This is a genomic window from Terasakiispira papahanaumokuakeensis, from assembly GCF_001709345.1.
Taxonomy (GTDB): domain Bacteria; phylum Pseudomonadota; class Gammaproteobacteria; order Pseudomonadales; family Halomonadaceae; genus Terasakiispira; species Terasakiispira papahanaumokuakeensis.
Genome location: NZ_MDTQ01000001.1, coordinates 1,422,308 through 1,434,786, shown reverse-complemented (window position 1 = coordinate 1,434,786; position 12,479 = coordinate 1,422,308). Strand labels below are relative to the sequence as shown.

The 12,479-nt window shown below is 46.6% G+C and carries 12 protein-coding genes; 6 read left to right on the top strand and 6 right to left on the bottom strand.

What is annotated here, in order from left to right; translation table 11 throughout:
- Positions 1-162: 162 nt before the first annotated feature.
- The 6 genes from BFW38_RS06220 to BFW38_RS06195 form a co-directional block, all read right to left on the bottom strand.
- The gene (locus BFW38_RS06220) at positions 163-1,275 is read right to left on the bottom strand and encodes a hypothetical protein (RefSeq protein ID WP_068997615.1); all 1,113 of its coding nucleotides are present in this window, start codon (positions 1,273-1,275) and stop codon (positions 163-165) included.
- Positions 1,276-1,510: 235 nt separating this feature from the next.
- Positions 1,511-2,836 (bottom strand): PIG-L deacetylase family protein, encoded by a 1,326-nt coding sequence (locus BFW38_RS06215; RefSeq protein ID WP_068997614.1) that lies wholly within the window; start codon positions 2,834-2,836, stop codon positions 1,511-1,513.
- 7 nt (positions 2,837-2,843) lie between these two features.
- The gene (locus BFW38_RS06210) at positions 2,844-4,100 is read right to left on the bottom strand and encodes a glycosyltransferase (RefSeq protein ID WP_068997613.1); all 1,257 of its coding nucleotides are present in this window, start codon (positions 4,098-4,100) and stop codon (positions 2,844-2,846) included.
- A 144-nt stretch (positions 4,101-4,244) separates the two neighbouring features.
- A complete protein-coding gene (locus BFW38_RS06205; protein WP_068997612.1) occupies positions 4,245-5,351 on the bottom strand; it encodes a glycerol dehydrogenase in 1,107 nt (368 codons plus the stop codon).
- 241 nt (positions 5,352-5,592) lie between these two features.
- On the bottom strand, positions 5,593-6,000 hold the full coding sequence (locus BFW38_RS06200) for a tautomerase family protein (protein ID WP_068997611.1): 408 nt from the start codon (positions 5,998-6,000) through the stop codon (positions 5,593-5,595).
- The gene (locus BFW38_RS06195) at positions 5,991-6,368 is read right to left on the bottom strand and encodes a carboxymuconolactone decarboxylase family protein (RefSeq protein WP_175400946.1); all 378 of its coding nucleotides are present in this window, start codon (positions 6,366-6,368) and stop codon (positions 5,991-5,993) included. The genes BFW38_RS06200 and BFW38_RS06195 overlap by 10 nt, the downstream gene beginning before the upstream one ends.
- Positions 6,369-6,577: 209 nt before the next feature.
- Between BFW38_RS06195 and BFW38_RS06190 the strand changes: the two genes are divergently transcribed.
- The 6 genes from BFW38_RS06190 to BFW38_RS06165 all read left to right on the top strand — a co-directional run bounded on the left by BFW38_RS06190 (position 6,578) and on the right by BFW38_RS06165 (position 11,763).
- On the top strand, positions 6,578-7,468 hold the full coding sequence (locus tag BFW38_RS06190; RefSeq protein ID WP_068997610.1) for a LysR substrate-binding domain-containing protein: 891 nt from the start codon (positions 6,578-6,580) through the stop codon (positions 7,466-7,468).
- A gap of 475 nt (positions 7,469-7,943) precedes the next feature.
- Complete coding sequence (locus tag BFW38_RS06185; RefSeq protein WP_068997609.1) at positions 7,944-8,861, top strand: hypothetical protein; 918 nt, start codon at positions 7,944-7,946, stop codon at positions 8,859-8,861.
- 98 nt (positions 8,862-8,959) lie between these two features.
- Positions 8,960-9,532 carry a hypothetical protein gene (locus BFW38_RS06180; protein ID WP_068997608.1) on the top strand — a complete coding sequence of 191 codons (573 nt, stop codon included), beginning with the start codon at positions 8,960-8,962 and terminating at the stop codon, positions 9,530-9,532.
- Positions 9,529-10,269 (top strand): DUF4145 domain-containing protein, encoded by a 741-nt coding sequence (locus BFW38_RS06175; RefSeq protein WP_068997607.1) that lies wholly within the window; start codon positions 9,529-9,531, stop codon positions 10,267-10,269. Before BFW38_RS06180 ends, BFW38_RS06175 begins: the two co-directional genes overlap by 4 nt.
- A 453-nt stretch (positions 10,270-10,722) precedes the next feature.
- Positions 10,723-11,226: a hypothetical protein gene (locus BFW38_RS06170; RefSeq protein WP_068997606.1), complete on the top strand. Its 504-nt coding sequence runs from the start codon at positions 10,723-10,725 to the stop codon at positions 11,224-11,226.
- 3 nt (positions 11,227-11,229) lie between these two features.
- Complete coding sequence (locus BFW38_RS06165) at positions 11,230-11,763, top strand: hypothetical protein (protein ID WP_068997605.1); 534 nt, start codon at positions 11,230-11,232, stop codon at positions 11,761-11,763.
- The last annotated feature ends 716 nt before the right edge of the window (positions 11,764-12,479 follow it).

Below are 12,479 nucleotides of genomic sequence, written 5' to 3'. Positions count from 1 at the left end.
TCATCCATCGGTCGCCCTAAAAAAGCCCTCTGTCAGCATTGTGCCTACAGAGGGCCTTTCTTCATTCAATCATTTCTTCATGCAATCATTCAGTCATTCAATATACCGAGACAAGACCCGAATCACTGAATGACCCAACAACGGAATATAGAGCATCAGTTTTTAGCGGCGATCCTGCATCATGTAACCTGCGGGCACTTCAAAACGGCTCTCATGCTCGGGCTGCACTTTGGCGCTGGTAATGTCATAGATATAAGTCAGCAAGGGATCATTCTTATCATGAGCCATACGCCTTTTCACTTCCTTCTCCGCTGCGCTCTGAACCATATCACCGGCCATCTGGCCCAGAGAACCAAGCGGATCATTCATATCAAACCCACTGGATTCATTTTGAGCCACGGCTTCTTTTTGATCTTGGCAGGCCTGACTATCCGCATACCATTCCAATTTAATCGAAACGGGATACCCCTTGATTGCATTCAATTTTCTCAACACGACTGAATCAGAGTTCATTTCTTTCTTTTCTATATCACCTGACACCATGGCAATGGCTTTATAAATATCTTCACCAAAGAAACGAGATAACGGGTTGGCAGGGTTCACCACCTTACTCAAATAACCGTTCTGAAACTGGCCGTTTATATCCCAAACCGCTTGATGTTGCTGACGAGCCTCTGTCATCCAGAAATCCATCGTCACCACATGCTTGTCTTGCTTACCTTTATCATCAGTCGCGACCATCTTCCAAGTCGCGACATATTGGTCAGCGCGAAAACCATTGATATCACGGTTACGATCTTTCGGTGTCACCGAAAAATCGAAGTTAGCGGTAGTCATCTGACAGGATTCCCCCCCAGAAGGATCGTAGGCCTCCTCTTCGGCCTCCTCATCTCCTGAGCTGGCAAGCTCGTCCCAGATATTGATGTCATCGCATCCCTTCAGCGGACACTCGCGATACGTTTCGTTCTCGTAATCAACGAACCAAGCTAAGTTCTTATCCAAACGTGCAATATCCGCCTGATGAGCATTCCCAAAAAATTGACGAGAGAACCATGAATCATACTCAGTGGTACTGGTAATGGAACGCCGATCAGGCCGTGTGTAAGTCACCTGTTCACCCTTCATATCCGGCAAAATATAACCGGCAATCACATAATCGGCTTTAACCACACTGGTATCAACAAGCGGTGTTTTATCCTCAACTTTTTGGGTCGCGCAGCCGGTCAAGGCAGCAGCCAGCAAAGCTGCAGAAAACAAAGGTAATGAGTGACTCACGTGAAGGCTCCCTTTTTTTATAGTGCACAATTTTAAATATATTAAGCGGGTTTTCTCCGAGCAAACTATAGCATAGATGCACCCGGTTCAATCATTTTGAAAGCACGTCAATACTGAGCTTTCTCATACGTAACAATTAAAACAATACCGCTAAAAATAAAGCCACACACAATCAAACGGGCAAGCCAACAACAACAGCAACATATCAAATGATATGTGACTTATTTTAAGCATCTTATGAAGATAAAAGTGACGCGCCTTGAGACCGAGTTAAACACTCAGAAAAATGTTGAGCATTCACCCAGGTAAACACCTCATCCGCTTTAATATGCGTTTGAAAATACGCATGATCCGCATAAAAACGATAGCCACTCTTCTTCACTTTTCGAGACCACCATTGCTTAAAGGTTTTCTCCCAACGCGGCTTGCTGCGCAAATCATGCATGGTATCGAATGCCATGATTTTTTCTTTTTGCACCGAGCCGCTAAGGCCAAAGCTGTAGCACTGATAAGCGCCCAACACACTGTCAGGATCAAACCAAGGAGGAAGCGCTGTGCGAGCGTGTTCAGGCCCATACGGAAACGCTTTAGTCTGATGCAGATGATTCACATACATCAAAACACGTTCAACGCGATGCTGGCTTTTCTTCATCGCCAATGCCAAGGCATGAGCGGTCATCTGATGTTCAGCATGCGGATCGATTTCAGGCTCGGTGACCAGCACGGTAGAGGGCTTGATATGCTCAAGCAGATAAGCCAGATCATCAATCAAAGCAGCCCCTGAACTGATATTTTGGTCATCAGAGGGCAACGCCAACGGGTTCCAACGCCGCGCCACTTGTGGCGATAAATCCGGCGCCTGAGCATTGGTCTGCGCCTCATCAGGCCGCTGGTACAACAACGGCGTTGTTAAATCAAAATACCCCAAGTTAATCAGGCGCTGCTGATCAACACCGGCTAGAAGCGGTGTCGTCACACTATTCCACGCCCTGATTTGAGCTTTATGAATCGCGGCATCGCTCAGCTGATCATCCAACCGACGAATATATTGACGATCAAGCTTAGGTAAACTCTGCCCGGCGTTAATCGTCACAATCCAAGTTTGAGCAGACCAATGGCGATAAAACCCATAAGCTGCCAGCTCCGCGTCATCCGCGTGAGGCGCCAGAATCAAAATGGGGCCATCCGAAAAATCTGGCGATTTAAACCCCAGCAGCCGTACATCAGAGGTAATCTCACAATACTCAGTATGCAGCCGAACGGGGCGATCTAACGAGAGTCCAGTGAGATTGAGGTAGCGCACGCCTTGCTGGTTGGCTTCAAAGTACTGCGTCCCCTCAGCCCCTTTTTCCTTGCCCTCAGAGACGATGCTGATCTCACCGAGCTTTTTCTTATGGGTAGACTGGTAAGTCAGCTGCAACAGCCAGGTATCACCAGATTGATCACCCACAAAAGATGGGCCCAATACCGGCAATTGCCATTGATCTTGCCCGCAGCTTTCCAACGTTAACGCCAACTCGTTATCGGGCTTTAACGCATATTGATAATCTTTAGAGACCATAAACCACTCAGCTCCGCAAACCGGATAAGAAAATGTGCTTATACTGGTTCACGATATAAGCTTGATCAAACTGCATCAGCGTCTTGTCGATATCCTGCTCACAGGCCTGCCAATAGGGCGTCACAACAGCTGATGCAGTGTCATCTGTTGAAGGTTCTTCATTCACTAAAACGTGCTCATCCGCTAACGCCCCGGCCAACCCCTGCTGAATTTTTTCCGCCAAGGCCTCCAGCGTTTCAGCCGATAAAAAATGGCTCAACTGGCCTTGCATAATATCGCGCACACCACCGGGGCAATCCACCGACACCACTGGCGTACCACAAGCCAGCGCCTCAATCAGCACCATGCCCAAACCCTCACTTTGCGAACTTAAAACAAAGAGATCGGCATGCCGGAACCAAGGATAAGGATTAGATTGCTGTCCTTTTAAAAAGACACAATCTTGCAATTGCAGCGCCTGAATTTTTTCTTCAATCACCGCCCGATCACGCCCCTCACCGACAATCACTAAATCCTGACTCAAGCCGAACGTTTTTCTTGCATACGCATACGCCTCAATCAACAAAGAAAAACGCTTCATCGGCACCAACCGGCCGAGCCCTAAAATATAAGGGCGCGGGTGGCACTCATTAGCCGCTTGCACATCAGCGGTCTGGCGAATCTGGTCGTAATCATTCGGATTTGAAATTTTATGAACGGAACGGCAGTGAATATGATAACGATCGACCATCTGCTCAAAAGTCACCTTCGCCCCTTCTGACACACACACCACTTGGCGATCCTGATACAACCACTTAAAGAACACACGAGAAAAGCCACCATATAAACGGCTATCCGTAGTGCTTTCGCTGACAAAAACAAAGCGGGGATCTTTCAATGGCCACACTTGCCCAAAAGTGCCTTGGCCTCTAAAAATAATTAAATCAAAGGCCCCGACCTCCGCTTCTAATTGGCGCAGCTTATACTTAAAAGCCTGTGCTTGAGCCCATGCAAAAAACAAGGGAAAGCTCTTTCTAAACACAAGATTGAGCACTTGGCAGATGATCAGCCAGAAAACCCCAATACCCGTCTGCAAAACCAAGCGGCGCACATTAAACAATCGCACCTTAACCTCGGGCATTTGCGGCTTCACCTCGACCTTGCGATCTTTGAGATAAATGAGATGCGCTTCATCGCCTTGTTTAGCAAAAGCATCGGCTAAATTAACCGCAACGCGCTCCATTCCGCCCAACTTCAGGCAATTCACCACAACAGCGACTTTCATCTCTCACCCAATCAAGTCCAAATCAAGCGCTATGATACCGAAGGGCCTATAACGTCACTAGCTCAAACACGAGACCTGCCCATAAAAAAACCCGGCCATCTGCAGCCGGGTTTGATATTCAAGCACCATCACATCATAGATGTTTCATGATTGAGCATAGCGCTGAGCCATCTGATTCGCCGCGACCATCGCATTGTAAACATCATTTTCAGTCACATTACCGGGCATATTGCCCATAGTGTCATCTTGATCACAAGCGATAGACGCCACCTGACGCCATTGCGATTCGACAAACTCGGTCAGCCCCATATCCTCTAACGTTAGCGGCAAACCCACCGTTTGAATAATCTCAATCACCTCTTCGATTTCCTCGCGAGGTGCATTTTCCAGCACGAGCTGAGTCAACAGACCAAAAGTCACTTTTTCGCCATGTTGAACATGGTGCAGATCCGGCACGGCCGACATCCCATTATTGACCGCATGCGCCGCCGCCAAACCACCTGCTTCAGCCCCCACCCCACTAAGATAAATAGTCGCCTCAATGGTTTGCTCAAGCGCAGGCGTCACCACTTGATGCCGTACCGCATCCATCGCCGCCGCCACATTCTCGCGTAATAACTGATAACACAACTGCGCCAAACCTAACCCCGTCCGCGAGGGACGCTTCAACACCAAATTCACCCCATCGGATTGATAGCACGCCCGTGCCTCAAAATAAGTCGCTAAGGCATCACCCACCCCGGCCGCAAAAAATCGTGCAGGCGCCGCCGCAATGATTTGAGTATCGGCAATGACCGCATCAGGGTTTTGCGGCAAGAATAAATAACGCTCAAACGCCCCTGATTCGGTATAAATGACCGCCAACGCCGTACAAGGTGCATCAGTTGATGCAATCGTCGGGAATAACACCACCGGCAACTTCTGCTCAAAAGCCACCGCTTTGGCACAATCCAGCGTTTTCCCACCACCGACGCCCACAATCACATTAGCCCCAGCCTCTAGCGCACCCGCCCCCTGCTGTTTAATTTCTGCGGCAGTACACTCAGCCCCAAAGGTTGATATGGATGCACGCATGTTGGCCGGTTCAAATGCCGGTACCGCCTTGTCATGAACCTGGCCCAAAATAAACTCATCACAGATGATCCAAGCATGATCGCCAAAATCTTGCACATACTCCTGCATCTGCGCTAACAACCCAGCGCCAATCATAAATTTTTTTGGTGAAGTGACCGTACGGGGCATAACGTTCATCACAAGCTCCTATCATCTGACAAACATACAATAATCAAATTCTATAAGACGATTATACCCCGCACGCCTCAGCCATCATTTGATCTAGGACGCCAAAAGCCTAGTCTCTCAAGCGATGCCGACAAAACAATCGCCTAACATGGCTCCAACATTCAGCCCCCACGAGCGACATACCCCACTCGAAACCACTCAGTATAAAGGCTTTCACACTGATTCAACTTTCTTGAATCAAGTGCCCTTATCATGATGGCACCCCCTCTTCTAACCATTGAGACAACCCAATGCCTTGACTGAATGACCACTCTGCCGCCTGATTCGTTGAAATCACCACCATCACATCAACCGGGCGAATCCCAACCGAAGATTCAAGCCGTTTCACCAGCTCACCATAAAAAGCCCGACGTTGAGCCTCAGAACGCACCCGCCCTGCGGTCACCTGAACGATCAATGCGGCATCGGAGCGCCCATCCGGCGCCATATAATCCGGGTCCATCACCAACTGCCGAGTCGGTAGCCCCTCAATAATGTGAAACCGATCCTTTTCCGGCACATCAAAGCACTGCACAAGAGACTCATGAAGGCCATCAGAAATGGCTTGCTGCTCAAGCTCGGTATAAGTATCGGGTAAACTGATGCGTATTAAAGGCATGATGCTGTCTCCTCTTTCGACTCATCGTCACATACCGACCCCATGACCGGCTGCATCGCCTCAAACGCCGAAGCCGCAGCAGGCCAACCGGCATAAAAGGCTAAATGAGTGATCAGGGCTGAAAGCTGGGCAGAATCCACCCCATGCGTTTGTGCCAACTGATAATGAAAAGGCAACTGCCCTGTCCGCCCCAGCGCCACTAAAGCGGCCACAGTAATCAAGCTGCGATCCCTAAGGCTCAGCTCGCCCTGTTGCCACACATCACCAAAGAGCACCTCTTCTGTCAGGCGAGCGAACTGAGGAGAGATCTCGCCAAAGACTTGCTGAGCCGACACCATCGCGCTCTCTACAGACACCACTGACGACATAAAAACCTCCTACGCCCTTCACATGTCACACACGTGAATAGGCATCAATTAATGGGTAAAACCTGATCAGTCATCCACAAAGCCCATACCACACCGTTGGGCTGATCTGATTGACGGGGCCAGCTTAACCGCCGACAATAATCCTTAAAATCAAATCTATTGGGATCAATCATCCCGAAAAACAAAACCTTTGAACGTACAGGTTCCTCATGCGCCAACCCGTGTTTGATCTAGACGCACTACGTAGCTTTGTCGTCGGTGTCGAATTAGGTAATTTTGCCCAAGCCGCAGAGCGACTCCACCGATCCACCTCGGCGGTAAGTGCTCATTTAAAAAAACTGGAACATCAACTGCAGCAACCGCTTCTCATCAAACAAGGGCGCCACTTACAACTCCTGCCTGCAGGCGAACAACTATTAAGCCACGCCAGACAACTATTGGCCTTAAATGACGACGCCTGGCTATCCATGCAGCAAGGCCCCCTCACCGGCCGCATTCGCTTAGGGCTACAAGAAGATTTTGGCGAATCCCTACTCACCGCCACATTAGGCCAGTTTTATCGCGCCCACCCCAAGGTACAAATTGAAGTCAAAGTCGCCCGTCAAGCACAACTCAAACAAGCGATACACGCCGACCAACTCGACCTCGCCTTAGTCTGGCATGACGGATTCACCGAAAGGCATCACTACCGCATTGTTCACCGCACCCCCATGTGCTGGATTGGCGCTCGTGATGAACATTCAATCCCACACTTTCAGGCCCATGACCCTTTACCACTGGTCTTATTTGATGCCCCCTGCCTCATGCGTCAACAAGCCTTAGATGCACTCGACCAAGCGGGCATCCCGTGGACCATCAACATGACCAGCCACAGCCTCTCAGGCATCTGGTCAGCAGTTGCCGCCGGATTAGGCATTACACTCAGAACCCCCTTTGGCCTCCCCGCGAACCTGCAAGTGCTTTCAAACACACCGTCACTCAACCGGCTCCCAGCATTGCCCGAACTCCAAGTCGGCATCCTCCGCTCCACCCACACCCCCTCACCCGCCTTATCCAGCTTGGAACACATGCTCATTCAAGACCTACTCACCAACACCTAACCCGCCCCAAAACCCCTAACCGCCTGCGGCGCAGCCTTGGCCACAAAGGTTTAAATCGTCTGTTCATAGGCGATGGTGTGAAGCACTGCGATCAAACCACCCGTGCCAACCCCCCCCTTTAGCCCCGCCGAAGTCAGCCCATACTCGAACACCCATATATGACTGTATATAAATACAGTATATTGGGCAGTGTGGCGTTATTCTGCGTCAATACATGTCAATAAATGCGCACTTTTCACTAGCGCCATTGCACAAGATGTTTCAATATCAATCTGTTAGGGGTGTGTCGTTGTACGATATTGAGCAGAGTATTTTATGCAAACGCGCATGCGCCTTTTTTACAAGCGACAATGGTTAGGGATATGTGAAAAACTATCTAATTCAATAGGTTGCTGATTTTTTTGGAGTCGTTGTCGCTTGAGAAAATGCGCATGCGCAGTATTAAAATGTTAAATGGTAAATAGGATCGGAGAATATGGCAGGTAACAAGAAAGGACTATCTCTAACAGTTGTTGGTTTAATCGTTGCGATAGTCGGGGTATTAGCACCCATAATATGGGATTTGTGGAGTTCTTCGGCTGAAGTTACCTTAACTACAGCGCATACAGTTACGATAGTAGAGAAAAAAACTGATGTTGAAAACTTGGTTATTCTATATGACGATCAAAAAATAAATACGTTATCTAAATCTAGTTTTGAATTTAAAAATACAGGAAGAACTGCGATAACAGCTAGTGACCTGATTTCTGATCCTAAGTTGGAATTGAAAGACGGAAAGATTTTTGAGGCTGAGTTAGATGAAACGTCTCCAGATAATATTGACGCAAGTGTTTCGGCAGTAGGCTCAGTAATAACTCTGAATTTTAAGCTTTTAAATCCAGGTGATTACATAAAATTTAGTGCATTGACCGATGTTAGTGATCCAGTTTTCTCTGCTTCATCGAGAATTAAAAATGTTAAAGCGCTGCAAGTTGTTAAGGCTGAAGATCAGGTTAAAGTTAGTGGAAATATTGGTTTTTGGGTATATGTAGTCGCTGTATTTACAATGTTATTTATTTTTGTTTTCATAGGGCTGCTCGCAGAAATCCCAAAGTTAAAGCAGCAGTTAAAAGCAATTCGTAATTCCGATACCCCGCTACATACAGGAGAATCTGCTAGTGTAGTTCGTTCATATATAGATATTGATTTATCAATGTTAACTAAAAAGAAAAGGGAAGCTCTAAAGAAAATCATACCAACAGGGGTAGACGTTCTATCCAAGGAACAGACAGAAGAGTTGATCTTGCAAGTAAGCACTATGCTATCTGATGAATCTCCGTTAGCTGGCGCTATGCTTTGCCTTATTATAGTTGGTTTTGGCGGTTGGTATGTATTCAGCTCGGTGTTTATATGACCTTTAACAAACGCATCAAAGGCGACCCTCGTACCTCGGGCGCTTTATGCGGGCGTTAGCTGTCACAGATAGATTAGAAAAATTAAGGAGAGATGTAAGTGGCTGAGACAACAAAAGCAAAAATCAATGTAAAAGAAGGCACTATTGAGCTTGAGGGCAGCGAATCCTTTGTTAGGGGCTACCTTGATGAGTTCAAAGAGCTTCTCAAATCCCCATCGAAGGTTGATATTTCGCCATCGCAAGATGTGGAACCCAAAGCTCCTGCCGCCAAAAAAGCACCTGCTAATAAATCGACTACAACTAAATCCAGCACCAGCAAAAGATCTGCTCCTAAAGTCTCAATGGAAAGATTTAGCATCCATAGTGATGGGGAAACCCCATCTCTGGAAGCTTACATAGAAGATAAAAAGCCAGGGACAGGAAATGGCAATATTATTGCTGTTATTGGTCATTACATCACTGAGCTGTTGGGTGAAGATAGTTTCTCGGAGGGGCAAATTGAATACGCATACAAGATGCTAAAAATTAAACGTCCAAGTCACCTGCGCCAGATCATGATCAATGAAAAGAATAAAAGGGATTTGTTTGAGCCTAATGCAGAGGATAACACTAAGTGGCACCTTACCCGTGCTGGCGAAATATTCGTATCTGATATGCTCCCTGAATCATGAAAATCGAGAATTTCTCTAAACTGGCCATGCTTTCGGAAAGAACGGAACTTGAGAAAGTGGAACTACTTGCGTACTACCTATCAGAGAACAAGCAAGAATCTGAATTTACAATAAGTGATGTTTCATCATTTATATTTGCTCTTGGCTTCGCAAAGCCAAATCAAAGCCGATTGAAAAATAAAGTTATTAAGTCAAAATCATTTGTTAAAGGATCAGCAAAAGATACATACAGGCTCTCGGTTAAAAAATTAGAGCAGCTTAGAGATATCCTGCCTAAAATAAGTGAAGCAGAAGAAATTGTCTCTGATGATTCGATTCTTCCGGAAGTTCTTCTCCAGGAAACAAAGCGGCCATACCTCATAAAGTTGGCTCAACAAATAAACGCAAGCTATGAAAACAATCTTTTTGATGCTTGCAGTCTAATGATGCGCCGATTGTTGGAAGTTTTGTTAATTCATGCATTTGAAAAAGCAGGGATTGAGGGTGATGTTAAAGATTCTGAAGGAAACTACCAAAATTTGAAAACACTCATTAATAAAGCCATATCTAGACCTGAAATAAATATATCGAATGATGTGAAAAAGGACATAGATAAATTTCGAGAGTTGGGTAATTTGTCAGCACATAGGGTTAAGTATAATTGCCGGAGAGATGATATAAGGACGACAAAGCTCGAATATAGGGCAACAATTGAGGAGTTGCTATATGCAAGTGGGCTGGTCGCACAGAGCAGCTAACAAAGCATTGCAGCGGACAAGCCGCTGCAATGCGGCGTTCAGGCTGTAGAAAAACCTCCGGCACTATGATGTGATCGGGTTTTGAAACGCAGGAGGCGGTGATGGCTCGATTCAAGCACTACGACTACAACCAAACGTCGATGGTGGTCATCAATGATCAATATCAGCTGCAGCCGAGGTCATTTGAATATGCCCTGCATGACTCGTTTCTGAAAAGCTGGATCTGTCAGCCTAAAATAGGCACTGAAAGTAGCACGAATCGAGCTTACAGGTAGCCAAAGCCTAAAAAGACCAAAAACACAGAATAAACAAACGATGGCCGATGAAAACCGGCAATCGGAAATAAACAACAGAAAGCGAGCTATTGGTGGGGCAGGCAGGTTTGAAAACAGGTTTTTCTACAGGCTGGTTAGGGCTACACAATAAATATCAACCAATCTGCAAGGATATAAGATGGACAAAGAAAAAGTAAAAACCACATTGTTGGAGATGAATGAGCTAATCTCCAAGCTCGATCCGGCTATACGAGAATCAGCCTTTGAGGTAATGATTCCATATTACTTTAAAGATGCACCGGCGAAACATAAACCTCAACAAACGCAGCCAGCTGTTACTCAGCCCCAGGAAAATCCAGCGCCTGATAACACCGATATAGGCGCATTTATTTCAAGCTTTGAGCACGACAAGCCGAAGGATAACGTGATGCTTCTGGTGGCATGGCTCTATTCGAATTATGGCGCTTATCCAATTCAAGCTAAAGAAATAAAGGAGTTGGGTGATGCTTGTGGGCTCGTTACTCCGGGCAGAGCAGACAATACGATGCGACAAGCGAAAAGGAGTGGGAAAGCTCTATTCAATCAACAAGGTAAAGGATGGAAGTTAACTGTCAGCGGGGAACTCTATTTGAAAGACACTTACAATGTTGTTAAAGGAAACAAGGAAATCCCCAAGGATTAATAGATGACTATCGTTGAGTTTTTACACCCAATCAAAACAGGTGGTCTTAAGAATATCTGTTTGTCTGCAATGTATTTTTTTCAGAGATACCAGAACGGGGATGCCATAACTGTCGAAGGGTTGAGAGCTCTTTTGAAGCGAGCAAAAATACCTAGAGCTGATAAGTTGAACCTAGCGGCTACTCTATCCCAATCTGCTCCATTGGTTGACACAGTTGGCAAGGATGGAAACAAGTTTCTATGGAAACTTACTAGTACTGGTGAAACTCATGTCCGCGACCTTCTGAATCTACCAGCTAATGATATAGAGATAGAAAACGATGTATCTTCTTTGGAAAGCCTCATAGATAGCATCAGCGACAATGACCTTACTGATTATCTAAGTGAGGCTGTAAAATGTCTGCAGGTCAATGCGTTGCGTGCGAGTGTTGTTTATCTCTGGTCGGGAGCCGTAAAAAAAATTAGGGACGAAGTTTTTTCGTGTGGTGTTTCTAATGTAAACCCAGCGGTACAGAAATTTGACCCGAAAGCAAAGTAAATTAAAAAGCTTGATGATCTAGTACTAATAAAAGAATCAGTACGATTAATGGCAACACAGGAACTAGGGTTGTTTGATAAAAATCAACGATCGGTATTAGAAGATTGCCTGAACTTGAGAAATAAATGTGGCCACCCCGGAAAATACAAAATTGGGCCAAAGAAAGCCAGCAGTTTTATAGAAGATTTAGTTGGCATTGTATTCAAGTGAAGGCCCTAACAAAGCCAGCCAGTGGGACCTCCGCACTGCGTGCTTCTGCCCCTGCTGGCGGCGTTCAGGCTGTAGAAAAACCTCCGGAACTATGATGTGATCGGGTTTTGAAACGCAGGAGGCGTTGATGGCTCGATTCAAGCACTACGACGATAACTAAACGTCGAGGTGAGGTTGAGCGCAGCGGCCACTCTGAATAAGCGCGCTGCGTGGTCAAGTGGTCGACTTTTTTAGCGAATTGGAATGCGGGCTGGTTGCGGCCGTGCGGTACCTAGACAGCGGGCTTGATCAAGATGAGAACAAAGCCTTGCTCAAAACCGCCAGCGCGTGTCTGAACTTCGGCAATGAAGCGGGCATAGGCTCCTCGATTGCTGAAGATAAGGAGGCATAAGCGAGCATTTCTTCGCTTGCAAGCAAGCTCCCACAGCCCCTCGATTAACCGCTGAACTTGCTGTGGGAATCTGCCTGCGATTTTCAACCGATATCAATCAATGCGCACTAATGCG

Excerpts from the sequence above, each read along its gene's own strand:
- BFW38_RS06215 (WP_068997614.1), bottom strand. The coding sequence starts at position 2,836 with ATGGTCTCTAAAGATTATCAATATGCGTTAAAGCCCGATAACGAGTTG.
- BFW38_RS06210 (WP_068997613.1), bottom strand. The coding sequence starts at position 4,100 with ATGAAAGTCGCTGTTGTGGTGAATTGCCTGAAGTTGGGCGGAATGGAG.
- BFW38_RS06205 (WP_068997612.1), bottom strand. The coding sequence starts at position 5,351 with ATGAACGTTATGCCCCGTACGGTCACTTCACCAAAAAAATTTATGATT.
- BFW38_RS06200 (WP_068997611.1), bottom strand. The coding sequence starts at position 6,000 with ATGCCTTTAATACGCATCAGTTTACCCGATACTTATACCGAGCTTGAG.
- BFW38_RS06195 (WP_175400946.1), bottom strand. The coding sequence starts at position 6,368 with ATGTCGTCAGTGGTGTCTGTAGAGAGCGCGATGGTGTCGGCTCAGCAA.
- BFW38_RS06190 (WP_068997610.1), top strand. The coding sequence starts at position 6,578 with ATGCGCCAACCCGTGTTTGATCTAGACGCACTACGTAGCTTTGTCGTC.
- BFW38_RS06185 (WP_068997609.1), top strand. The coding sequence starts at position 7,944 with ATGGCAGGTAACAAGAAAGGACTATCTCTAACAGTTGTTGGTTTAATC.
- BFW38_RS06175 (WP_068997607.1), top strand. The coding sequence starts at position 9,529 with ATGAAAATCGAGAATTTCTCTAAACTGGCCATGCTTTCGGAAAGAACG.
- BFW38_RS06170 (WP_068997606.1), top strand. The coding sequence starts at position 10,723 with ATGGACAAAGAAAAAGTAAAAACCACATTGTTGGAGATGAATGAGCTA.
- BFW38_RS06165 (WP_068997605.1), top strand. The coding sequence starts at position 11,230 with ATGACTATCGTTGAGTTTTTACACCCAATCAAAACAGGTGGTCTTAAG.